We start from the raw sequence: 22,774 nt of genomic DNA, 5'->3' as shown, positions 1-22,774 counted from the left end.
CAACTACCCAACCAAGAAACCAAAGCATCGTCAGCACCACTACGAACCACACGTCACGATCAAGCTGCCTCAGACAGCTTAACTAAGCGGCATTGGTACTGCGATCCGCGGTCGCTGTGGAATATCGTCACCTCGCGCCGGAACGGAACATTGCGTGCGGCCATGCGCAGCGCATCGGACACCAATTCCGTGCGCATGTGCTCGGCCATCGCGTAGCCGACGACCTTCTTCGAGAAGCAGTCGAGCACGGTCGCCAGGTACAACCATCCCTCCCAGGTGCGGATATAGGTGATATCGCCGACCAATTTCGTCCCCGGAGCATCGGCGGTGAAGTCGCGGCGCACCAGGTCCGGCAGCTCGGCGGCATCGCCGGCGAGGGTGGTGACCGGCCGGAACGGGCGTGGCTGGCACGCCACCAAGCCCAGCTCCCGCATGATCGCGCGGACCGTGTCCGGGTCCACGACCGCGCCCCACCGGGTCAGTTGGGCGTGGATGCGCCGATAGCCGTAAGTGCCGTCGGAATGTTCGAAACAGAGCTGGAGCGGCGGGTGCGGGAGTTGGAGGAGGAGAACCGCTTCTTGGGAAAATCGGTGGCCTTCTTCGCGAAGAAGCACCGGTGACGGATCGTCTGATCGGTCACCCCGCAATCGCGGGCGACATCCGCGACCGCCCGCGACTTCTCCACCACTTCCCGGGCCGCAGTCTCTCGAAACTCGGGACTGAACTGCCGCGACTTCGGCGACTTCTTCTGTGCCACAAACAACTCCGTTCAGTTCCCCAAATTCTACTTTGGGGGCACTGTCCGAAGATCTTCAGGCACCTCATCTTTTGTCCTTTGATCCTTTGGTTCTTTGTCTTTTCGTTCTTTGAGTCTTCGTTCTTTGGGTCTTGGTTCTTCAGCTTTTGCCATCTATGGCGCGGGCGGCACGATCGCGGATGGTTCGAATGGCGTCTGTCAGCTGGGCGGGGCTGTGCACCTTGATGTCGGCGCCCAACTCCAGGAGGCGATGGGCCACCCATTCGGGGAGATCGTCTCGGTTCATGTCCAGGGCGCAGGCGTTCGATCCGCGCGGGACAACATCACCGGGGCCTTCGCCCAGGCGGCCGATGACGGCTTCGGCGGGAGCGGCGATGTCGACCAGGAAGTGCAATGTCGGTGTGCGCCAGTCGGTTCGCTCGCCGGTTACATACGCGGCAGGGTTGGCGGCGGGAAGGTCACGTGGGGTGAAACGGGCACCGGTGGCGTGCACTCGGTGGATTCGGTCGGCGCGGAAGACTCGCCAGTCATTGCGGTCGAGGTCGAAAGCGACCAGGTACCAGCGGTGTTTGTGCGGGACCAGGCCCGCGGGCTCGGTATTGCGACGGGTTTCGGAGCCGTCGGCGGCTTCGTAGGCGAAACGCACTCGCTCCTTGTTGGTCACGGCCGCGGCCAAGGCGGTGAGCAATTCGGGGTCGACGGGGTTCGCGCCTGTGCCGGGCGCGACGGTGGCCGCTCCCAGGACTCGCACGCGGCGACGGAGTTTGGCGGGCAGGACCTGTTCGATCTTGGCGAGGGCGCGGACCGAGGCTTCCTCGATGCCGGCGATGGCGGAGCCCGCGGCCGTCCGGAGTCCGACGGCGATGGCGACGGCCTCCTCGTCGTCGACCAGCAGTGGCGGCATGGCAGCCCCGGCGACCAGGCGGTAGCCGCCGGTGGCGCCCATGGTGGCCTCGACGGGGTAGCCGAGATCGCGGAGGCGCTCGATGTCGCGGCGGACGGTGCGATCGGTGACGCCGAGGCGTTCGGCGAGTTCGCTGCCGGGCCATTCACGCGGGGTCTGCAGCAGGGACAGCAGCCGCAGCAGTCGTGCCGACGTGTCGCTCATACCCGCCACCCTCCGCTCGAAGTAGGACGAGATTAGTCCTATATGGCTCCTACCGTGGTCAGCGGATCGTTCGTCCGACGTCAGGAGTCACGATGACCAGCACCGATATCCGCCCGTTCCGCATCGCCATCCCGCAGTCCGATCTCGATGACCTCGTCGACCGGCTGGCGCGGGCCCGCTGGACCCGGCAACTCCCGGGACAGGGCTGGGAGCGCGGCGTCCCGGTGGCCTATCTGCGCGAGCTGGCCGAATATTGGCGCACCGAATTCGACTGGCGCGCACAGGAAGCGGCGCTCAATGAATTCCCGCAGTTCCGGACCGAGATCGACGGGCTGGACGTGCACTTCCTGCACGTGCGCTCCGACGACCCGGATGCGCTGCCGCTCATCCTCACCCACGGCTGGCCGAACAGCTTCGTGGAGTTCACGAAAACCGTTCCGCTGCTGACGAATCCGCGTGCGCACGGCATGGAGTCGGCGCAGGCGTTCCATGTGGTGATTCCCTCGGTGCCCGGTCTCGGGTTCTCGGCGGCGCCGCGCGAACCGGGCACGCGGCCGCGGCACGTCGCACGCATGTGGGTGGAGCTCATGGCCCGCCTGGGTTACGACCGTTACGGCGCACAGGGCGGGGATCTGGGTGCGTATGTGGTGCAGGAGATGGCGATCGCCGCCCCCGGCCACCTGATCGGCGTGCACATCGACGGTGGAATCGGCCTGCCCACCGAGGCGGACGTCCCGACCATGACGGCAGAGGAACGCGCCGAGTGGGATCTCATGCAGAAGTGGCAGTCCGGCGTGAATCACCATGTCCTGCTATGCCAAGCGCCGCAGACCTTCGCGCACGCCTGGACCGACTCTCCCATCGGCCTGCTCGCGTGGCTGGTGCACAAGTTCGACGAGTTCTCCCCGCTGGCCGACCAGCTGGAGGATGCCGTGGACCGCGACCAGCTGCTGACCAATGCCAGCGTCTACTGGTTCTCCGATACCGCCGCCACCTCGTCCTGGCCCATGTACAACGGATTGGGCGACAACGGCTTCGCGTGGCCGTCCGGCCAGAAGTTGGTCCCGGTGGGCGTGTACGCCGGGGGCTCGCCGCTCATGCGCCGGCTCGCCGACCGCGACAACACCATCGTGCACTGGCCCGAGGGCAATACGGGCAACCACTTCCTGGCCATGGACGTTCCCCGGGCGCATGTGGCCGATATTCAGGCCTGCTTCGGCAAGATCCGCGGAGCCCATCATATTTGACCGATTGGTCCCGAAAGTCGTAGGGTCCTCGCCATGGCGAGGACCAAGGAGTTCGATCCGGACATGATGCTCCGCCGCGCTCTCGAATTGTTCTGGGAGCGTGGCTATGAGGCGACGTCCATGTCGGATCTGGTTGAGCATCTTGGGATTGCCAGGGCGAGCATCTACTCGACCTTCGGCGGCAAGCGCGACCTCTACCTGAAGGCGCTCCGGCGTTACCTCGAGACCACCGATCCGGTGATCATGGACGAGCTGTCGCAGCCGGGTCCGGTCCTGCCCGCGGTGCGCGGACTCGTCCAGCGGTTCGTACGCGAAGCATCTAGTCCCGATTCATCTCTGGGCTGCATGGTCGTGAACAGCGCGGTCGAGTTGGCACACTGCGACGAGGCGGTGGCACGGCTCGTGGAGTCCAGCTGGGCGCACCTCGAAACGACATTGACTTCCGCCCTGCTGCGCGCCCGCGCACAGGGCGAACTGGCCGCGGACGCGGACCCGCACGCACTCGCCCGATTCCTTCTCGTCTTCTTTCAAGGAGTCCGCGTCATCGAGCGCACGCCGGATTCGGCTGCACGCCTGCGCGATGCGGCCCGCGTAGTCGTATCCGTGCTCGGCTGAACAGGTTTCGCATTCATCCACAGCTTTCCTCACGGTCCACATTCAAGAACGATCATTCTTCAAAAGGAGCCGCAGACCGTCATGAGCACCCGATTCGATGACAAAACTGTGCTGATCACCGGTGGCGCCGGCACGATCGCGGGCGCGACCGCCCAGGCCTTCGCCGATCTCGGTGCCACGGTGGTGCTGGCGGGCCGTGATGCGCAGCAGCTGGCCGACGCGGCCGGACGGGTTCGATCGGCGGGCGGCACGGTGGACTGGGTGGTCGCCGACGTCACCGACGGCCACCAGGTGGCGGCCATGATCGAGGAGGTCGTGCGCCGGCACGGCGGCCTGCACGTGGCCTTCAACAATGCCGGAATCCTGGGCATGCCCGCCCCGGTCGGCGATCTGGAAGATGCCGACTGGCACCGGGTGCTGGACGTCAACCTGACCGGTGTCTTCCTGTCCATGAAGCACGAGATCGCCCATATGCGCGGCAATGGCGGCGGCGTCATCGTGAATATGGCCTCGAATATCGGCACGCACGGCCGCCGTCCGGGTCTGGCGGCCTACGCGGCATCCAAAGCGGCGGTCAGCGTGCTGACCCGGACCGCCGCGCGTGACCATATCGGTGACGGCATTCGCATCAATGCGGTCAGCCCGGGTGCGACCGATACGCGAATGTCCTTCCGCCCGGGCGAAACTCGCGCGGATCGCGATGCGCGGATGGCGTCGGCAATTCCGCTGGGCCGGGTCGGGGATCCGGCGGAGATCGCGGCGGCCGTGGTGTGGCTGGCCTCCCCGGAATCCGCTTTCGTCATCGGGCACGATCTGGTCATCGATGGCGGCGCTACGGCCTGAGCTCCCCATTGGTACGGGCGTGATCTCACCGTTTGTCCATCGGGTACGGCGAGGTTCCAATAGCGGAATGGAAGTGGGCTGTTGAACCGGCAGACATGTCCTTGTCATCTGCGCTGACTAACGTGCTGGGAATTCGCAGGTCGCGTTATAGGAGTCGCGATGAGGGACACACTGCCATCCAAGAACCAGGTCCTTCAGGCTTGTCGAGGTTCTGGTCAGCCCGGTCATCCACTACTACGCGCGGCGCACGACCTGACCGCGCTGCACGAGCGCCTGCTCAGTGCCGAACCGGCCCTGCAGATCGAACTCGACACCATCCGAACGGATTTGGTGCATGAGATCGACTGCTGGGTGACCGCGCAATTACCGCCGTCGCACGGCGCGGCCCGGGTGCACACCGAAACCCTGGGCGCGGTCATCGATCGGCTGGCCCGATTCACCGCCACCGCCTATGCGGCGCTGGCGCGCGAATCCGGACGGGAACTCACCATTGCCTGGGAGCACCTGGCCGAATTGGCGGTCGGCTATGAGGATTTGGCGTCGGAAGTGTGCACCGGGCGTCGTCGTCTCCCCGGTGCACACTGACCCGCCTCACTGCGGCTTGCGCGCGGCGTACCAGTCCAGGAGTTCGGGGACGTCGACGGCCGTGGGGGCCACCACCGTGGACACCTCGGCACCCTGGAACAGTTTCTTGATCGGGACTTCCAGTTTCTTGCCGGTGCGGGTGTGCGGAATGCCGGGGGCCGCGATGATTTCGTCCGGCACGTGTCGCGGGGACACTTCGGCGCGAATGGTCGCATTGATGCGGGATCGCAGCTCGTCGGTCAATTCGGTCCCGGGGGTCAGCACCACGAACAACGGCATCCAGTAGCCGCCGTCCGGTTGTTCGGCGCCGATGACCAGTGCCTCGGCGATTTCCGGAATGCGTTCCACCGCCTGATAGATGTCGGCGCTGCCCATCCGGATACCCTGCCGGTTCAGGGTGGAATCGGAGCGGCCGTGCACCACGATGCTGCCGTGCTCGGTAATGGTGATCCAGTCGCCGTGCCGCCACACGCCGGGGAACATCTCGAAATACGCGTCGCGATAGCGGGAGCCGTCGGGATCGTTCCAGAAGGACACCGGCATGGACGGCATGGGCTTGGTGATGACCAGTTCGCCGACCTCGTCGCGCACCGGATTGCCCTGCTCGTCCCAGGCGTCCAGGGCCACACCGAGATACGGGGCGGACAGCTCGCCGGGCCAGACGGGCACGGTGCGGACGCCGCCGATGAAGGCCGACACCACATCGGTGCCACCGCTGATCGAGGCCACCGGCACCCGCTCGCCGACATTGTCGCGCAGCCACAGTGAGGACGACGGGGGCAGCGAGGAGCCGGTGATGCCGACCAGCCGGAGGGCGGACAGGTCGTGGTCGCTCTGCGGCACGGATCCGGCCTTGGCGCAGGCCAGGACATAGCCGGGGCTGGTGCCGAGGACGGTCGCGCCGGTGCGGGAGGCCAACTGCCACAGCGCATCCGGTGTCGGCGCGGCGGGGCTGCCGTCGTAGCAGACGATGGTCGCGCCCACCAGCAGTCCGGCGACCTGGAAGTTCCACATCATCCAGCTCGGGCTGGTGTACCAGAAGAACGTGTCGTCCGGACCGATATCCGATTGCACAGCAACGGCTTTGAGGTGTTCGAGCAGTACGCCGCCGTGCCCGTGCACGATGCCCTTGGGCTTGCCGGTGGTGCCGGAGGAGTACAGCACCCATAGCGGGTGCGCGAAATCCAGCTCCTCGATGGCGAGCTCGACGAACTGGTCACCGGGATCGACGCTCTCCCAGGCCAGGGTGTCGGGCACCTCGAGGCCGAGGCGCGGCACCAGCACGGTCGCCGCCAGCGAGGGCAGCCCGGCGCGCAGGGCGGCGATATCGGCGGTCTTGTCGTGCGCCTTGCCGCCGAACCGGTAGCCGTCGGCGGTGACCAGCACCTTGGGCTCCAGCTGCCCGAGCCGGTCGAGTGCGGCCTGGGCGGAATAGTCCTGGCCGCAGGCGCTCCAGACGGCCCCGATGCTGGCGGTGGCCAGGAAGGCGATGACGGCCTCGGGGATGTTCGGCAGGTACCCGGCGACCCGGTCACCGGGTCCGACGCCCAGCGCGCGCAGGGTGCGGGCGAACGCGGCGACGGTGGCGATCAGTGCGGCCCAGGAGATCTCGGTGATCTCGCCGGTCTCGTCGACGGACAGGATGGCGGGCCGGTCGTCGCGGACCTGCCGCATCACCTGCTGGACGTAGTTCAGCGTGGTACCCGGGAACCACTGTGCGCCGGGCATTTCCGTGGTCGCGAGCACCTCGTCGGACCGCTCGCCCAGATCGAAGTAGTCCCAGATCGCGCCCCAGAAGCCGGGCAGGTCGTCCACCGACCACTGCCACAGGGCTCGATAGTCCGGCAGGGACAGCCCGGTGCGCTTCTCGACGAACAGCGCGAAGCTCGTCACCTGTGCCTCGGCGATGTCCTGATCGCTCGGCACCCACTGTGGTTCCACCGCAATACCTCCTACGACGCGAATCCCGCGCTGCCGGCCGTGGCGGCCCGCTGCACGATTCGCTCGGCATGCCGGATGACCGGCATGTCCACCATGCGCCCCTCGAAGGTGAAGACACCCCGATGGTTCGGCGCTTCGGCCAATAGTCTGCGCGCCCAGTCGACTTCGCCGGGCGTCGGCGCGTAGGCGGTCCGGATGACCGGCACCTGGCTGGGGTGGATGGCCACCTTGGCGTCGAAGCCGATGGCGACCGCGTCCTCCGATTCGGCCGCCAGCCCGGTCAGATCCGGAATGTCCAGGTACACCGAGTCCAGTGCGAACTTGCCGTATGCCTTGGCGGCCAGCAGGGATTGGGAGCGCACGTGCCGCGCCACATCCCGGTAGCCGCCGTCGGCGTGCCGGCTGGAGTTGCCGCCGAGCGCGGCGACCAGGTCCTCCGCGCCCCACATGACGCCGATGGCATTGCGCACCATGACCGCCCGACCGACCGCGAGCGCGCCCAGCGGGGATTCGATGAGCGCGATCACCTCGTAGTCGGTCAGCCGCGTGACCTGTTCGGCCGATTCGCATTTGGGCAGCATGATGCGCCGGTACTCGGTGCGCACCAGGGCGTCCAGGTCGAGCATGTGCTCGAAGGTGCCCGCGGCATTGACGCGGACGACGGTGCGTTCGGGGTCCAGCGGGGTGGCGATGAGCGCCTCGCGGGCCGCCGCCTTGTCCGCCTCGGCGACGCCGTCCTCGAGGTCGAGGATGACCACGTCGGCCGCGGCGAGGGCCTTGCCGTAGCGCTCGGGCCGGTCCGCGGGGCAGAAAAGCCAAGCGGGGCCGGGCATTTCCCAACTCATGCCGGTTCCTCCAGCGGGCTGGATATCGGGCTCCGTCTCACCAAGGTCTTGCGGGTGGCGATGGCGACGATGTCGCCGTGCTGATTACGCCCGGTGTGCGCGAAGGTCACGATGCCCTCGCCCGGGCGGCTCTTGGATTCCCGCAGGTCGGTCACCACGGTCTCCGCGTACAGGGTGTCGCCGTGGAAGAGCGGCTTGGGGAAGGCGATCTCGGAGAAGCCGAGGTTGGCCACGATGGTGCCCTGGGTCAGCTGCGCCACCGACAGGCCCACCAGCGTGGACAGCGTGAACATGGAGTTCACCAGCCGCTGGTGGAACGGCGGCAGCGCGTCGGAGAACGCCGCGTCCAGGTGCAGGGCCTGGGTGTTCATGGTCAGCGTCGTGAAGAGCACATTGTCGGCCTCGGTGATGGTGCGGCCGGGCCGGTGCTCGTACACCACGCCGATCTCGAACTCGTCGAACCACAAGCCGCGCTGGACGACCCGCTTCACCTCGACGGTGCCCGTTTGTCGCTCGCTTCGCTCGCTCACAGGCCGAGCTCCCGACCGATCAGCATCAACTGCACCTCCGTGGTGCCCTCACCGATTTCCAGGATCTTGCTGTCGCGATAGTGCCGGGCGACAGCATATTCGTTCATGAAGCCGTAGCCGCCGAAGATCTGCGTGGCGTCGCGGGCATTGTCCATGGCGGCCTCGCTGGCGACCAGCTTGGCGATGGCGGCCTGCTTCTTGAAAGGCTTGCCGGACAGCATGAGCGCGGCCGCGTCGTAGTAGGCGGTGCGGGCCATGTGGGCGCGCGCCTCCATGCGGGCGATCTTGAAGGCGATGGCCTGGTTGCTGCCGATGGCTCGACCGAAGGCCTCGCGCTCCTTGGCGTAGCGCACGCTCTCGTCCACGCAGCCCTGCGCCGCGCCGACCGACAGCGCCGCGATGGCGATCCGGCCCTCGTCGAGGATGCGCAGGAAGTTGGCGTAGCCGCGGCCGCGCTCGCCGAGCAGGTTCTCGGCCGGCACCCGGACGTCGTCGAAGCTGAGCGGGTGGGTGTCGGAGGCGTTCCAGCCGACCTTGTTGTAGGCGGGTTCGGCGGTGAAGCCGGGAGTGTCGGTCGGCACGATGATCGTCGAGATCTCCTTCTTGCCGTCCACTCCCCCGGTAACCGCGGTGACCGTCACCAGCCGGGTGATGTCGGTGCCCGAGTTGGTGATGAACTGCTTGGAGCCGTTGATGATCCAGGTGTCGCCGTCCAGCCGCGCGGTGGTGCGGGTGCCGCCCGCGTCACTGCCCGCGCCGGGCTCGGTGAGGCCGAACGCACCCAGCGCGCGCCCGCTGGCCAGCAGTGGCAGCCACTCCGCCTTCTGCTTGTCGTTGCCGAAGCGGTAGATCGGCATGGCGCCCAGGGAGACACCGGCCTCCAGGGTGATGGCCACGCTCTGGTCGACCTTGCCGAGCTCCTCGAGGGCCAGGCACAGCGCGAAGTAGTCGCCGCCCATGCCGCCGAACTCCTCGGGGAACGGCAGGCCGAACAGGCCCATATCGGCCATGCCCGAGACCACCTCGTAGGGGAAGCTGTGCTCGGCGTCGTGCTTCGCGGCGACCGGAGCCACCACCTGGTTGGCGAAATCGCGGACGGTGAGGGCGAGTTCGCGGTACTCGTCCGGCAGGGTTCCGGTGGACAGGAAATCGGTCATGACTGGGTCTTCTCCTCGGCGATGATGCGAGCCAGCGGCTGTTCGAGTTTCACCTGCGCGCCGGGCTCGACCAGCAGTTCGACGCGGCCGGCAACGGGTGCGGTGAGGGTGTGTTCCATCTTCATGGCCTCCACGACCACGATGGGCGTGCCCGCGGCGACGAGCTCGCCGTCCGCGGCGGGGGTGGCGATGACCGAACCCGGCATGGGGCTCTGGATCTCGGCGTCGCCGACGTGGGCGTCACCGCCGCGGACATCGGCCTCGGCGACCTCGCGCAGCAGCGCGGTGCCGGTGCGGTCCGCGACCCAGATCTGACCGGACCCGGTGGCGACGCGGAAGCGGGTGCGCAGGCCGTCGAGGGCCAGCATCAGCGCGTCACCGTCGGATTCCACTGTCAGGACGTGCTTTTCGCCGCCCTCGACCCATGCCGTCGCCTGCTCCGGGGTCCCGAAGAGGTACACGTGTGCGGTGCGGTCGCCGCCGATGAGGCGGATGCCGACGGGTGCGTGCGCGCCGACCCGCCAGCCGGTGGGCTGTTGCCACGGATCGACCGGGGCGGCCGGCCAGCGGCGCAACCAGAGTTCGGCCGCGGCGGCGATGAACTGCGCGTCGCTGACCGGTTCGGGCGTGAAGTCCACCGCACGACGGTCCAGCAGACCGGTATCCAGCTGTCCCGCGAGGACATCCGGGTCGGCGAGCAGGAAGCGCGCGAAATCGGTATTGGTGCGCACGCCGAGGATCTGCGTGTCCCGCAGGGCCGCATCGAGTTTGGCGATGGCGGCGGTGCGGTCGGCGGCGTGGGCGATGACCTTGGACAGCATCGGGTCGTAGTCGCTGCCGACCACGGTGCCGGCGCGCAGGCCCGAATCCACCCGCACGCCGGGGCCTTCCGGCTCCGACAGCGCGAGCACGGTGCCGCCGGTGGGCAGGAAGTCGCGGCCCGGATCCTCGGCGTAGACGCGAGCCTCGATGGCGTGGCCGGTGAGGCGGATGTCGTCCTGTGCGGCCGCCAGCTTCTGCCCGGCCGCGATGCGCACCTGGCATTCCACCAGGTCGATGCCGGTGACCAGCTCGGTGACCGGGTGCTCGACCTGCAGGCGGGTGTTCATCTCCATGAAGAAGAACTCGTCCGGCTGGTCGGCGGAGACGATGAACTCGACCGTGCCCGCGCCGACATAGTCGACACTGCGCGCGGTATTGCAGGCGGCCGCGCCGATCCGGGCCCGGGTCTGCGGATCCAGCAGCGGCGAGGGCGCCTCCTCGATCACCTTCTGGTGGCGGCGCTGCAGGCTGCACTCGCGCTCGCCCAGGTGCAGCACGTGGCCGAACTGATCGGCCAGGATCTGCACCTCGATGTGCCGGGGGCGGGTGACGAAGCGCTCCAGGAACAGGGTGTCGTCGCCGAAGGCCGCGCCAGCCTCGCGGCGGGCGCTGACCAGGGCAGCGGGCAGGTCGGCCGGATCATCGACCCGGCGCATGCCCTTGCCGCCGCCACCGGCGGACGGCTTCACCAGCACCGGGTAGCCGATCTCCGTTGCGGCGTGGATCAATTCGGCGTCGGTGAGGCCGGGCTTGGCGATGCCGGGCACCACCGGCACGCCGTATTCGGCCACCGCGTTCTTGGCGGTGATCTTGTCGCCCATCACCTCGATGGCGCGGGCGGACGGGCCCAGGAAGGCGATGCCCGCCGCCTCGAGCGCGGCCGCGAAGGCCGAATTCTCCGACAGGAAGCCATATCCCGGGTGCACGGCCTGCGCGCCGGTGCGCACGGCGGCCGCGACCACCTTGTCGATGCTCAGGTAGGACTCGCGCGCGGGGGCCGGGCCGAGGCGGACCGCGGTATCGGCCTCGCGCACATGGCGGGCGTCGAGGTCGGCGTCGCTGTACACCGCGACCGATCGAATTCCCATGGCGCGCAGGGTGCGAATGACCCGCACCGCGATCTCACCGCGATTGGCGACCAGCACGGTGTCGAAGGCGACGGGTTGCGCTTTGTCGGAGACAAAGGACGGCATTGTGTTCATCAAGGTCATCACATCCGGAAGACGCCGTAGGAGACGGGCTCGAGCGGGGCCTGCGCGCAGACCGAGAGGGCCAGGCCGACAACGGTTCTGGTGTCGGCGGGGTCGATGACGCCATCGTCCCAGAGGCGGGCCGTGGAGTAGTACGGGTTGCCCTGGTGTTCGTATTGCTCCCGGATCGGGGCCTTGAACGCCTCGAGGTCCGCCTCGGACTGGTCACCGCGCACGGTGGCCAGCACGGAGGCCGCCTGCTCGCCGCCCATGACCGAGATGCGGGCATTGGGCCACATCCACAGGAAGCGCGGCGAATACGCGCGCCCGCACATGGAGTAGTTGCCCGCGCCGTAGGAGCCGCCGATGACCACGGTCAGCTTGGGCACGCGGGCGCACGCCACCGCGGTCACCATCTTGGCGCCGTGCTTGGCGATGCCGCCCGCCTCGTAGTCGCGCCCGACCATGAAGCCGGTGATGTTCTGCAGGAACAGCAGCGGGATCTTGCGCTTGTCGCACAGTTCGATGAAATGCGCGCCCTTCATGGCGGATTCGCTGAACAGCACGCCATTGTTGGCGACGATGCCGACCGGGTGGCCGTGGATGCGGGCGAAGCCGGTGACCAGCGTCTTGCCGTATTCGGCCTTGAACTCCTGGAATTCGCCGCCGTCCACCATGCGGGTGATGACCTCGCGGACGTCGTACGGGGTGCGCAGGTCCACCGGGACCACGTCGTACAGCTCGTCCTGCGGCGCAATGGGATCCACGGTCGGCGCGACATCCCACGGGGTCGGGGTCTTCGGGCCGAGGGTGGCCACGATATTGCGCACGATGCGCAGCGCGTCCTGATCGCTTTCGGCCAGGTGGTCGGTGACACCCGAGGTGCGCGAGTGCAGGTCGCCGCCGCCCAGCTCCTCGGCGGTGACCACCTCACCGGTGGCGGCCTTCACCAGCGGCGGGCCGCCCAGGAAGATGGTGCCCTGATTGCGCACGATGACGGTCTCGTCGCTCATGGCGGGCACGTACGCGCCACCGGCGGTGCAGGAGCCGAGCACCGCGGAGATCTGCGCGATCCCCTTGGCGCTCATGTTCGCCTGGTTGTAGAAGATGCGGCCGAAGTGCTCGCGATCGGGGAACACCTCGTCCTGACGCGGCAGGTAGGCGCCGCCGGAGTCGACCAGGTAGACGCACGGCAGGTTGTTCTGCAGCGCCACCTCCTGGGCGCGCAGGTGCTTCTTGACCGTCATCGGGTAGTAGGTGCCGCCCTTGACCGTCGCGTCATTGGCGATGATCACGCATTCGCGTCCGGAAACGCGGCCGATGCCGCCGATGACGCCCGCGCCGGGTGACTCGTCGTCGTACATGCCGGTGGCCGCCAGCGGCGACAGCTCCAGGAACGGGCTGCCGGTGTCCAGCAGCTGATCCACCCGCTGGCGCGGCAGCAGCTTGCCGCGCGCCAGGTGCCGTTCCCGGGCGCGCTCCGGTCCGCCCAGCGCGCTGACGGCCAGCCGCTCCCGCAGCTCGTCGACCAGCGCCAGATGCGCGGCTCGGTTCCCGGTCCGCGTGCCTTCGGTCAGCGTCATTCGCTCCGCCTCCCCGTTCGGCCGATCCGGCCGCTCGGTTAGTCACCAATAACTGGAAAATAAGATAATCTTCACTAACTGAGTTGTCCAGCACCGGCGAGAGGGAGCCACGGTGAACACTGCGGAAACCGTCACGCTCACCCGTCGTGAGCAGCTCAAAGCCCAGCGTAGGCAACAGTTGCTGGAGGCGGGGGCGCGGCTCATCGCCGATCGCGGATTCCTGGGAATGCGGCTCGACGACCTGGGCGCGGCCGCCGGGATCAGCGGGCCCGCGGTGTATCGGCACTTCCCCAACAAGGAGGCGCTGCTGGTCGAGCTGCTGGTCGGCATCAGTCAGCGGCTGCTCGACGGCGGCCGGGCCGTGGCCGAGCAGGCGGCATCACCGCAGCAGGCACTGAGCGGACTGGTGGACTTCCACCTCGACTTCGCCCTCGGCGAGCCCGAACTCATCCGGATCCAGGATCGCGACCTGGAGAACCTGCCGGAGTCCGCGCGCCGTCAGGTGCGGCGCACCCAGCGGCAGTACGTGGAGGTCTGGGTGGCGGTGCTGCGTGAACTGCGGCCGGAACTGCCGGAGCAGGCCGCACGCGTACAGGCGCACGCGACCTTCGGCCTGATCAACTCCACACCGCACAGCGCACCGGCCAGCGCGACCCGCGCACGGCCGGTGCTGCGGCGCATGGCGCTCGCCGCCCTGGAATGAGGTCGGCACCGGATCGAAATCGGCGCTGAGCCGAATTCCGCCGGCGCGGTAGAGATGTGACGCAGGGCGACCCGCAACGGCGCGAAGCACTCTCGGCGACGGGAGGCGAATTGAACACAGTGTTGGTTCGCGGCGCGTCTCGATTCTGGACTGACGGAGCGGGGGAGCGAAGCGGAGGAGCGGAGGAGGGAAGAATCGAGACCTCCAGCGCCGCGAACCCGCCGGAGCGAAGCGGAGGCAAATTAAACACAGTGTTCTCAGTGCTTCGAACCGGTGATCCGGGTCTGGGCCGCGGCCAGGCGAGCCGCGAACTCCGGGGATTCCAGGGAGGCCAGCTGCGGCACCACCTCGGTGTTCACCGCCTCGGCGTGGGCGGCCAGAGCGCGGGTGGCGCGCATGGTGCGCTTGGTGGTGATGAGCAGCTCGCGCGGGACTTCCGCGGTGGCGGAGGCGAATTCGACGGCAGCGTCCACCAGGGCGGCATGATCGCCGTCGACGACGCGGTGCACCAGACCGGCCTGCGCGGCCGCCTGCGCGTCGAGCACCTCGCCGAACAGCGTCATGGCCGTCGCCTGCTGCGGGCCGACCGCACGCTGCAACATCCAGGTCATACCGCCGCCCGGGTGGATGCCCAGGCGCAGGAAGCGAGCATCGAAGCGCGCCTTGGGATTCGCGAACCGCAGGTCCGCGGCCAGGGCCAGGTTCAGGCCCGCGCCGACCGCCGCGCCGCCGACCGCCGCCACGGTGGGCAGCTTGCAGCGCGCCACCGCCAGGAAGCCCTCGTAGATGGCCCGCAGGCCCTCCTCCTTCGCCTCACCCAGGGCGGTCAGGTTCGCGCCCGCGCAGAAGGCCGGGGGCGTGCCCGTGACCACCAGCGCGTGCACCGAGTCGTCGGCCTCCGCGTCCGCCACCGCATCCGCGAGATCGGCGGATAGGTCCAGCGTCAACGCATTCCGCTTGTCGGGGTCGTGCACCGTTACGAGCGCCACTGAGTTCCGGCGCTCCACCTTGATCTCCGCCATGGCCCCAGATGGTAACCCGGGTCACCGCCCGCCCAGCTCGCGCTCCGCGGTTCGCAGCACCATGACGAAGCCGCCGCGCACCACCGGCAGGAAGATCCGCGTCCACAGCGGCGCGAGCACGGGCGCGGCGATCTCGAAGGTGGACGACCAGCGCACCCGGGTGCCCGACGCGACCGGCGCGCAGGTGATGGATCCCTCCTGATGCCGCAGGGGCGGAACGGAATTCAGCAATCGGTAGCGCATGAGGTGGGGCGGATCGTATTCCACGATCTCCTCGGTGAGGCGCAGCAGCGGGGTCACCACCAGGCGCACCGCGCCCGCGCCGTTGCCCGCGGTATCGCCGGGACGCACCAGGGTGACGCGGCGGACCATCGGGACCCGTTGGTAATTGGCCACATCGGTGAGCCAGTCGAAGACGTCGGGCGGTGCTGCCGCGATGGTGCGTTCGACATCGACCGTGCGCATGCCGGCTCCGTTCTGGTGGACGCGGATCCTGTGGGCAGCCTACGAGATCGGCGGCGCGGCGTCGACGGAAATGCCTGGTGACTACCATTGCGAATATGACCGTCGAGGAGCAGCCGCAGCGCGTGATCCGCCGCCGCCCGAAGAACCGGCGCGCTCAGATCGCCGCCACCTCGGCCGCCGCCTTCGGTTCGCTCGGCTATCACGGCGTCAGCATGGAGGACATCGCCGCGCGGCTCGGCATTTCCTCGGCCGCACTGTATCGCCACTATCCGAGCAAATACGCGCTCTTCCGCGAGGAGTTGCTGCGGCTGGCGCGGCTGACCGTGGAGGCCGTCACCCCGCCCGACGAGTCCGAGGGCCTGTCCCCGCGCGAGCGGCTGGACCGGGTGCTGGACCGGTTGATCGCCGAGACCATCGCCAATCGCGCCACGGTCACCCTGGTGCGCTGGGAGCGCCGCTACCTCGACGACACCGACCGGCAGACCCTGGAGGAGCAGTTCACCGCAGCGCTGACCACGCTGCGCGCGCTCATCGCGGATGTGCGGCCTGAACTGGATGGGCACAGCCGCGCGCTGCGGGCGGTGTCGATACTCAGCGTCATCTCCAGCATTGGCGACCATCACGCCACGCTGCCCGCGAAATCGCTGACGGCCCTGCTGCATTCGGCCTGCGACGCCATCATCGCGACCGGGCTGCCGCCCGAGGGCACGGTCACCGAGGCGCCGCGAGCGGTCGAGATTCCGCAGAGCTTCAAGCACGAGCTGCTGCTCAAGAAGGCCGTCGACCTCTTCCACGCGCGCGGCTATCCGAACGTGAGTGTGGAGGACATCGCCGCGGCGGCGGATCTGTCGGCCGCGTCGGCGGTGTACCGCTACTACCGCAGCAAGGGCGATCTGCTGGCCGCCGCGTTCCGCCGGGCGGCGGATCGGGTTTCGGGGGCGATCGGGCCGGCGGTGGCGTCCTCGTCGAGTCCGGCCGAGGCGATGAGCAAGCTGGTGGACCTGTATGTCGCGGGCTCGTTCGCCGAGCGCGAGCTGACTTTCGTGTACTACGCCGAATTCGGGCACGTCACGGCCGAGGAGCGCACCATGCTGCGCAATGTGCAGCGGCTCATCGTGGCCGAGTGGGTGCGGCTGCTGGTGGCGGTACGCCCGGAACTGTCCGAGGGCGAGGCACGCATCCTGGTGCAGGCCGCCTTCGGTCTGGTGGTGGACCTGGGCCGGGAGTTCGGCGATCATCCCTCGATCTGCCCGCAGCCCAGGGTGATCCGGCTGATGGAGGTCACCCTCTTCGGAGCCGGTACGCCGGAGTCCTGAGGGTTAGTCGGACAGGGTCTTCAGCGGGGTGAACGGCGCGTAATCGCACACGTGCCCTTTGTCCCATTCCCACAGCGAGATCGGATCGACGGCGACGCCGCTCTGCAGGATGAGCCGCCAGCCGGCGTCCTCCCGCTGCCAGATGTCGCCGTCGCGGTCCCAGTAGAGGCCGATGGTGCTCGGTTCGACCGTGTCACTCCGGCTCATGGCCTTCCTCTCGTAGCTACCCGTCAGCGATTGCGTGACTCCGGGTGGCCAGGCTCCGCGCATGATCGCCGCCAGCACGGCCTCGTAGTCCTCGCTCCTGTTCATTACGGTCACCATTGGCAATCCCTGGATAGCGGCTTTGCCGAAAAGTATTCGCCGCCACGCTTTCGGGACTCTTTCGTGGTGATCAGGGCTTCTCTTCTGAGCAAATATATTTGCCAATCATTCGCCCATGGTTGAAGCTGCATGCGCGAGTCGAATTCACTCACAGGTTTCCGCCGTTTGCGGCCGCGCCGCGGTGGAATAATTGCTGCCCGTGCCGGCCCGCCAGGTCGCTGCGGACGGCCTCGCTATCAGCGCCGATCGGCTCATCGACAATCCGCGGGAAGGCAATCCGCCTGTCGGTGCCGCAGTGCACATTAAAATCTGCGCCGCCTGGTGGAACCCGATCGCCCACGCCGCGCGCCCTCCCGATTCCGGTCTCGGAATCCTCCGGATACGCGGTGAAACTCGCGCCCGAATCGGTGGGCGCCTGGCATTTCGAGGACCTGCTCATCGACACGCATCGAGCCCCCGGACCTACCGAGCCCTACTGGATAGGGCGCCCCGACGGGTGCCCTATCCGGACCTGTCCGGGCAGGATCAGGGACGTCGTCGATCGTTGATGCGGGAGACCCACGCGGCCGGTAGATCGTCGGAAAGGACCGGTGCGCCGAGAATTTCATCGTCGAGGCCGAAAGCGTCCAGCAGCGCCGGTAGGTTATCGGCGAGATTGTCGATGGCCAGGCGGAGCTGCTGCTTGATCGTCTTCACCGCGTCGATGTCGAGCAGGCCGCGGGTGAGGTACCACGTGGCGTGCTGATCGAGGTAGCTCAGTGCGAAAACGTCACGCACGGCGATGATCTCGGGATGATCGGAATGCTGGTGGAGCAGCTGCAGCGCCTCTTCGGCACTGTATGCCTCGGCCAGCTCGAGCGCCTCCGGAATGATCGCCAGCCGGGCTTCGAGCCCCGGCGTCGTCAGATAGTGCTGCGCCTCCTCCACGATCGTCAGGGTGCGTGCGCTGAACAGGCTCATCCGGTCGCCGGCATCCGCGCCATCGTGCACGCGGACTTCGGGGACCGGCTTCCCGGCCAGGTGCTTGGCCAGGACGCGACCGGCCACGGAACCGAGCACGTGGCAGTCACCCTCGCCGGTGATGGCCGCGTGACAGACACCGAGATAGTCGGCGACCCGGTTGGCGCTGAACATGCCCTGGGCGGCCATCTTGAGGCGGCTGTTGGTCACCGTCTGCAGGGCGTGCGGCTGGATGTAGTGCTTGGCCAGCATCACCGAGACGACGGTGTCGCGACTGGTGAGATCGCTGCCCGCGAGCGATGTCTTGATCGCGTTCCCGTAGATGGTGCGGGCGACGGTCCCGGCCAGATCGGTGAGCAGGGTGTCGCGCACGTGCGGGATATCGGCCATCAGCGGACTGTCGAACGGTGTCAGCGGCACCACTCGCTTGGAGGCGTAGCGCAGCGCGATGTAGAGCGCGGCGCGGGCGGAGGCGTTGAGGCAGGACGAGAGCGCCAAGCGTCCCACGGTGAGCTGACTGATCGCCGAGGCGAATGCCCGCTTCTGGCTGGACTCGTCGCGCCAGGTCAGCACGCCGTCGTCGTCGATGGTGGCCAGGTCGTTGCTGAGCCAGGCACTGCGCTCGACCCGGAGATTGTCGAAGCTGATCACCGAGTTGTCCATGATGACCAGCGGCTGGTGGTCGAGCTGGGTGATCGTCACGCCGGGCGCCGGTTCTCCGTCGGCGCCGCGCAGGCGCGCCGTGAACAGATGCACGCCCTGATCGACGCCCGCCGAGTCGATGTAGCGGGCGCCGACGACGCAGACCCGGGACACCGGGATACCGACGCTGGGCATGAACTTGCGCGCCCGCGGGTTCGGGGTGTTGATCACGAACCCGTCGCCGTCCCAGGTCGCGCGGGTCTGCATGAACTGGATGTTGGAGCCGCACCCGTACTCGGTCAGCAGCATGACGCCGACGGCGGAGGCGACGTCCAGGTCCTCCAGATACGGTGCGGCCGAATCGGAATCGGTCAGGGTGGCGAGGCTGCCCGAGGCCAGGTTGTAGTGGCCCGAGATCAGCGGAATCAGGTCCGTCGCCAGCACTGCCGCCCAGTCGAACACGGCGAACAGCTGCGGTAGACGGGTGGCGACATCGCTGGTGCTACCGATCTCCTGGACCAGATACCGCAACTGGTCGTAGGCGTTCTGCCGGCGCTGCGCCTGGCTCTGCTGCTCCGTGACGAAGTAGTCCGGGTTGCTGAGCACCTTCTGCAGATGCTGGTCGAATGCCAGGTCACCGTGCCGAAGCAGCTCGGCCAGCGATGTCCCTTCCTTGCGCCCGTGCGTATCCATAACCGCCTCCTACTCATTCACGATCCCAGCGGCGATTCGTCCACCGCTGGGCATGCGAGGAGATCGCTGCCGAACTTCGATGCACCGGGGGCCACCGTTGACGCACGCTCATGCGGACACCGCGGGGACCGGAAGAAAGGAGCCGGGCGATCACCTGTCAAAAGCTCGTCGCACCACACACCTTCACGTGAGGTTCCCGCGGCGACGGTCTCCCGATCTGGTCCTGTCGCCGGGGTGATAGGTGTGTTCGCATCGGTTGGACAGCAGCGCATAAACGCTGATGAGCCGACATTGCGGCCGCGTCGAACTGCGGCAACACCGTTGCCGCAGAACTACCTTCGACCGATCGTGTCATGAATTGTATTGTTACACAATTCGTGTCGCGGCTCACGGTGAACGATCACAGACCGCCGACGGCTACCGCGGGTCCGAGGGGCCGGGAGCTACACCTACACAGCAGGAAATGGCCTGGAAGGCGGGAACACCACCGGCAACTCGGTGAGCGCCCGGTGGAACGGGCCGGGCCGCCACACGAGATCGTCTGCGGCGACCGCCAATTGGATTTCGGGGAGGAAGTCCAGGAGCTGATCGATGACCTCCTGCGCGAGCAGACGCCCATACGACTGGGCGTGCGCGGGGCAGGCGTGATCGCCGGAGCTGAACGCCAGGTTCCATGAGTTGCCGAGGGATTCGCCCGGGTTCAACTCCGGATCGGTGTTGCAGGCGGCCATGCTGATGATGACCGGCTCGTCGGCCGGCAGCCAGACGTTCTCGATCAGGGTGGGCTGCCGCGGGTAGGTGATGCAGTAGTTCGCCATGGGCGGGTCGGTTGCGAGCCGCTCGCCGATGGCGGTGCTCGTCGGCAGCGGAATCCCTTGTACGGCACTGGTGAAGCGGTTGTCGGTCATCATCAGCAGCAGGGTGTTGGCGATGAGGTTCAGGGGCGGTTCGACACCGGCCGCGAACAGCAGGACCAGCTGATGCACCATCTCCTCGTCGGACAGCCCGACGGGATGCTGGACCATTCTGGTGGTGACGTCGTCGTCCGGCTGAGCCCGTTTCAGTGCCGTGAGGTCGAGCAACGCCTCGCTCATGCTCGCGTTCACGGTCGCCGTATCCACACCGTCGAACATCGCGGCACTGGCGGCCGCGACCCGCTCACCGATGTCCGGTGGACAGCCGAGTACCTGGCAGAAGACCGAGAAGACCAGTGGGAGGGCGTACTGGCTCAGCACGTCGGCCCGGCCATCCTCGCAGAAGGTATTGACCACGGGGATCGCCGTACGCTCCACCATGGATCGCACCGAGTTCAGGTCGATCCCGGCCAACGCGTCGCTCAGCGCCTTGCGGTAGCGAGTGTGCACCGGGCCGCTGGTGCGGATCGCGTTGGGCCGGTACTCGATCATCGGCATGATCGGGATATCGGCAGGCACGGACCGCTGCCAGGCACTCGGATCAGCCGGAAAATGGGTGGAGTCGTTGAGAATACGCACCGCGGTCGCGTACTTGACGACCAGGGTCGCGGGTACCCCCGGCCAGATCTCGACCGGCACCAGCGCTCCATAGTCGCTGCGCATCCGACGGTAGTACCCGTGGGGATCGGCGGCGAATTCCGGGCTGTAGATCGGGATTCGCGGACCCATGTCCTCGACCGGCGACTTCGAGCTGGCGGTAGCACCCTGATGCGTGTGCTGCGGATACACGTAGTCTCCTTGGAATCGGTTGCGGCAGAATAGTACCCAAGGCGCCGTCGGCCCCCAAGGGCCTACAGTCCCGAAACTGCCGGTTAACCAGGTTTCGGGCGGGTTAACGAATCGGACCGGAAGGCGTTGTGTCCATGAGGATTATCATGAAGGCCGTCGCTGTCGTCGCGGGAGCGGCAGTGCTGTCGATGGGAACGGCGCAGGCCGCGCCGGATACCGGATCCGGGAGCCGGGTGCTCCCGGCCGGGGACACCATCGAGCCGGCCATCGATTGCGCGCCGACGGTCGCACACCCGGAACCGGTGGTGGTGCTGCCGGGCGGGGACGGCAGTCCGGAACAGACCGCCGCGCAATGGGACACCATGGTCGGGGCGCTGCGCGGGGCCGGGTACTGCACCCTGGTGTTCCAGGGCGGGATCGTGAACGACAAGCGGTGGAACGGCGATATGCCCGGCGAGGCGCGGCAGGTCGCGGACTTCATCGCGAAGGTGCGCCGGACCACCGGGGCCGACCGGGTCGAGATCGTGGCCCACTCGGCGGGAACCATCGTGTCGAACTACTACCTGAAGCTGCTCGACGGAGCGCCGACGGTGAGCCACGCGGTCTTCATCACACCGGAGGCGCGCGGGTGCGATGGGGCGGGCGTCGTCGGCCTGAGGAATCCGCCGATCACCCCGGTGCAGCTGCTGACCTCGGTGCCGTGGCTGCAGTCGCTGCTTGCCGCGAGTTCGCCGGATATGGCCACCGCCATGCAGATGATGCCGGACTCACCGACGTACCGCGCGCTGTTCGACACCGCGGTCACCCAGCCGGGCGTCACCTACTCGGTGATCGCGACGCGCAATGATCAGCTCGCCACCCCCGCCCCCGCCTGCTCGACCCTCGACGAGCCGGGTGTGGTGAACGCGGTGTACGAGGATCTCTTCCCGGGTGCCGAGCCGGTGGACCACTCGCTGATCCGGTCCAGCACCGAAACTGCGGGCTGGGTCCTGCAGCAGCTGCAACGCTGACGCGCGGCGATTGGCGAGTATCGCTCTCACACCTGGCGATTCGCCGACAGTTCCGCGGCGGCGAAGCCATGGACGAAGGCCGCCACGGCGAACTCGAAACGGATGCGGTCGTCGGTGCCCGCGCCGGTGCGTGCCGCCTGCAGGATCAGCGGGAATTCCTCCGGATCAAGGGTTTTCAGATAGTCGACCGATCCGGGATCGCCCGCCTCGTCGACCGGGGCCGTACGGGCTTCGGAATTGGCATGGGCCACCACGAACAGGGTGAGCGCGTTCAGGGCGTCGAGGGCGTGGCCGAGGTCGAAACCTGCCTCCACCAACAGTTTCAGGCCGCGTTCGGCGGTGTGCAGGGTCTTCGGGGTCACGGCGGGCCGGGTCGCGATCAGCGGCAGCGCGCCGGGATGCGCGAGCAGCGCGGTCCGCAGGGCACGGGCGTAGTCGCCGAGGACCGACTGCCAAGGGCCGTCGGTGAATCCGGCGTCCGCCTGGGACATGACGCGCTCGACCATGCCGTCGAGCAGGGCGTCCTTGTTCGGGACGTAGTGGTACAGGGTCATGGCTTCCACGCCGAGTTCGGCCCCGAGCTTGCGCATGGACAGCGCGGCCAGGCCGTCCCGATCGGCGAAGGCGAGTGCCGCGTCGAGCACCTGCTCGCGAGAGATGCCTGCTCGTTCGGCTCGGGTGCGCTTGGCGGCCATCGGGCTTCCTTCCGGTGT

The 22,774-nt window shown here is 67.8% G+C and carries 22 protein-coding genes and 1 pseudogene; 7 read left to right on the top strand and 16 right to left on the bottom strand.

Translation table 11 applies throughout. The annotated features are described in order from the left end of the window. Positions 1-95: 95 nt before the first annotated feature. The 3 genes and pseudogenes from ACIRRA_RS25795 to ACIRRA_RS25785 form a co-directional block, all read right to left on the bottom strand. A pseudogene (locus ACIRRA_RS25795) lies at positions 96-530 on the bottom strand (IS3 family transposase); the annotation flags it as partial. Further along, positions 479-757 (bottom strand): transposase, encoded by a 279-nt coding sequence (locus ACIRRA_RS25790; RefSeq protein ID WP_402772853.1) that lies wholly within the window; start codon positions 755-757, stop codon positions 479-481. The gene ACIRRA_RS25790 and the pseudogene ACIRRA_RS25795, both read right to left, overlap by 52 nt. Before the next feature lie 139 nt (positions 758-896). Next, complete coding sequence (locus ACIRRA_RS25785) at positions 897-1,865, bottom strand: helix-turn-helix transcriptional regulator (RefSeq protein ID WP_402772850.1); 969 nt, start codon at positions 1,863-1,865, stop codon at positions 897-899. Positions 1,866-1,957: 92 nt separating this feature from the next. Here ACIRRA_RS25785 and ACIRRA_RS25780 point away from each other — a divergent pair, with 92 nt between their 5' ends. The 4 genes from ACIRRA_RS25780 (at position 1,958) to ACIRRA_RS25765 (ending at position 5,155) form a co-directional block, all read left to right on the top strand. Continuing rightward, positions 1,958-3,112, top strand: coding sequence for an epoxide hydrolase family protein (locus ACIRRA_RS25780; protein ID WP_402772847.1), 1,155 nt, complete (start codon positions 1,958-1,960; stop codon positions 3,110-3,112). A gap of 33 nt (positions 3,113-3,145) precedes the next feature. Beyond that, a complete protein-coding gene (locus ACIRRA_RS25775) occupies positions 3,146-3,727 on the top strand; it encodes a TetR/AcrR family transcriptional regulator (RefSeq protein ID WP_402772845.1) in 582 nt (193 codons plus the stop codon). 81 nt (positions 3,728-3,808) lie between these two features. Beyond that, complete coding sequence (locus ACIRRA_RS25770) at positions 3,809-4,570, top strand: SDR family NAD(P)-dependent oxidoreductase (RefSeq protein WP_402772842.1); 762 nt, start codon at positions 3,809-3,811, stop codon at positions 4,568-4,570. Positions 4,571-4,729: 159 nt separating this feature from the next. After that, entirely contained in the window at positions 4,730-5,155 is a 426-nt protein-coding gene (locus ACIRRA_RS25765; protein ID WP_402772839.1) for a DUF4254 domain-containing protein, read from the top strand. A gap of 6 nt (positions 5,156-5,161) precedes the next feature. Here ACIRRA_RS25765 and ACIRRA_RS25760 read toward each other — a convergent pair whose 3' ends face one another. Genes ACIRRA_RS25760 through ACIRRA_RS25735 form a run of 6 tightly spaced genes read right to left on the bottom strand, consistent with a single transcriptional unit; the run spans position 5,162 to position 13,223 of the window. Next, on the bottom strand, positions 5,162-7,096 hold the full coding sequence (locus ACIRRA_RS25760) for an acetoacetate--CoA ligase (protein WP_402772837.1): 1,935 nt from the start codon (positions 7,094-7,096) through the stop codon (positions 5,162-5,164). 11 nt (positions 7,097-7,107) lie between these two features. Next, a complete protein-coding gene (locus tag ACIRRA_RS25755; RefSeq protein ID WP_402772834.1) occupies positions 7,108-7,941 on the bottom strand; it encodes an HpcH/HpaI aldolase/citrate lyase family protein in 834 nt (277 codons plus the stop codon). Next, positions 7,938-8,471 (bottom strand): MaoC family dehydratase, encoded by a 534-nt coding sequence (locus tag ACIRRA_RS25750; protein WP_402772832.1) that lies wholly within the window; start codon positions 8,469-8,471, stop codon positions 7,938-7,940. The genes ACIRRA_RS25755 and ACIRRA_RS25750 overlap by 4 nt, the downstream gene beginning before the upstream one ends. After that, positions 8,468-9,628: an acyl-CoA dehydrogenase family protein gene (locus ACIRRA_RS25745; RefSeq protein ID WP_354836432.1), complete on the bottom strand. Its 1,161-nt coding sequence runs from the start codon at positions 9,626-9,628 to the stop codon at positions 8,468-8,470. The genes ACIRRA_RS25750 and ACIRRA_RS25745 overlap by 4 nt, the downstream gene beginning before the upstream one ends. Next, entirely contained in the window at positions 9,625-11,652 is a 2,028-nt protein-coding gene (locus tag ACIRRA_RS25740; protein ID WP_402772828.1) for a biotin carboxylase N-terminal domain-containing protein, read from the bottom strand. Before ACIRRA_RS25740 ends, ACIRRA_RS25745 begins: the two co-directional genes overlap by 4 nt. An 8-nt stretch (positions 11,653-11,660) precedes the next feature. Further along, positions 11,661-13,223 (bottom strand): carboxyl transferase domain-containing protein, encoded by a 1,563-nt coding sequence (locus ACIRRA_RS25735; RefSeq protein ID WP_402772825.1) that lies wholly within the window; start codon positions 13,221-13,223, stop codon positions 11,661-11,663. Positions 13,224-13,335: 112 nt separating this feature from the next. On the opposite strand from ACIRRA_RS25735, the gene ACIRRA_RS25730 reads away from it, so the two are divergent. Beyond that, a complete protein-coding gene (locus ACIRRA_RS25730; RefSeq protein WP_402772822.1) occupies positions 13,336-13,926 on the top strand; it encodes a TetR/AcrR family transcriptional regulator in 591 nt (196 codons plus the stop codon). A 257-nt stretch (positions 13,927-14,183) separates the two neighbouring features. On the opposite strand, the gene ACIRRA_RS25725 is transcribed toward ACIRRA_RS25730, so the two are convergent. Beyond that, on the bottom strand, positions 14,184-14,948 hold the full coding sequence (locus ACIRRA_RS25725) for an enoyl-CoA hydratase (RefSeq protein WP_402772819.1): 765 nt from the start codon (positions 14,946-14,948) through the stop codon (positions 14,184-14,186). Between the two features lie 21 nt (positions 14,949-14,969). Continuing rightward, positions 14,970-15,413: an SRPBCC family protein gene (locus ACIRRA_RS25720; protein ID WP_357007263.1), complete on the bottom strand. Its 444-nt coding sequence runs from the start codon at positions 15,411-15,413 to the stop codon at positions 14,970-14,972. A 95-nt stretch (positions 15,414-15,508) separates the two neighbouring features. On the opposite strand from ACIRRA_RS25720, the gene ACIRRA_RS25715 reads away from it, so the two are divergent. Next, positions 15,509-16,729, top strand: a complete 1,221-nt coding sequence (locus tag ACIRRA_RS25715; RefSeq protein ID WP_402772880.1) for a TetR/AcrR family transcriptional regulator — start codon at positions 15,509-15,511, stop codon at positions 16,727-16,729. Between the two features lie 3 nt (positions 16,730-16,732). Here the strand turns inward: ACIRRA_RS25715 and ACIRRA_RS25710 are convergent, their stop codons facing one another. From ACIRRA_RS25710 to ACIRRA_RS25695, 4 genes are all read right to left on the bottom strand, one after another. Continuing rightward, positions 16,733-17,041: a hypothetical protein gene (locus ACIRRA_RS25710; protein ID WP_402772816.1), complete on the bottom strand. Its 309-nt coding sequence runs from the start codon at positions 17,039-17,041 to the stop codon at positions 16,733-16,735. Between the two features lie 160 nt (positions 17,042-17,201). Continuing rightward, positions 17,202-17,492, bottom strand: coding sequence for a hypothetical protein (locus tag ACIRRA_RS25705; RefSeq protein WP_402772813.1), 291 nt, complete (start codon positions 17,490-17,492; stop codon positions 17,202-17,204). 86 nt (positions 17,493-17,578) lie between these two features. Next, positions 17,579-19,348 carry an acyl-CoA dehydrogenase gene (locus ACIRRA_RS25700; RefSeq protein WP_402772810.1) on the bottom strand — a complete coding sequence of 590 codons (1,770 nt, stop codon included), beginning with the start codon at positions 19,346-19,348 and terminating at the stop codon, positions 17,579-17,581. A gap of 449 nt (positions 19,349-19,797) precedes the next feature. Beyond that, positions 19,798-21,051 carry a cytochrome P450 gene (locus tag ACIRRA_RS25695; RefSeq protein ID WP_402772807.1) on the bottom strand — a complete coding sequence of 418 codons (1,254 nt, stop codon included), beginning with the start codon at positions 21,049-21,051 and terminating at the stop codon, positions 19,798-19,800. Positions 21,052-21,185: 134 nt separating this feature from the next. On the opposite strand from ACIRRA_RS25695, the gene ACIRRA_RS25690 reads away from it, so the two are divergent. Next, on the top strand, positions 21,186-22,061 hold the full coding sequence (locus ACIRRA_RS25690; RefSeq protein WP_402772804.1) for an esterase/lipase family protein: 876 nt from the start codon (positions 21,186-21,188) through the stop codon (positions 22,059-22,061). A 26-nt stretch (positions 22,062-22,087) separates the two neighbouring features. Here ACIRRA_RS25690 and ACIRRA_RS25685 read toward each other — a convergent pair whose 3' ends face one another. Further along, positions 22,088-22,756: a TetR/AcrR family transcriptional regulator C-terminal domain-containing protein gene (locus ACIRRA_RS25685; RefSeq protein ID WP_402772801.1), complete on the bottom strand. Its 669-nt coding sequence runs from the start codon at positions 22,754-22,756 to the stop codon at positions 22,088-22,090. Positions 22,757-22,774 lie beyond the last annotated feature (18 nt).

The sequence above is a fragment of the Nocardia sp. NPDC101769 genome, assembly GCF_044766925.1.
Classification (GTDB): domain Bacteria; phylum Actinomycetota; class Actinomycetes; order Mycobacteriales; family Mycobacteriaceae; genus Nocardia.
This window is presented reverse-complemented; position numbering and strand designations above follow the sequence as displayed.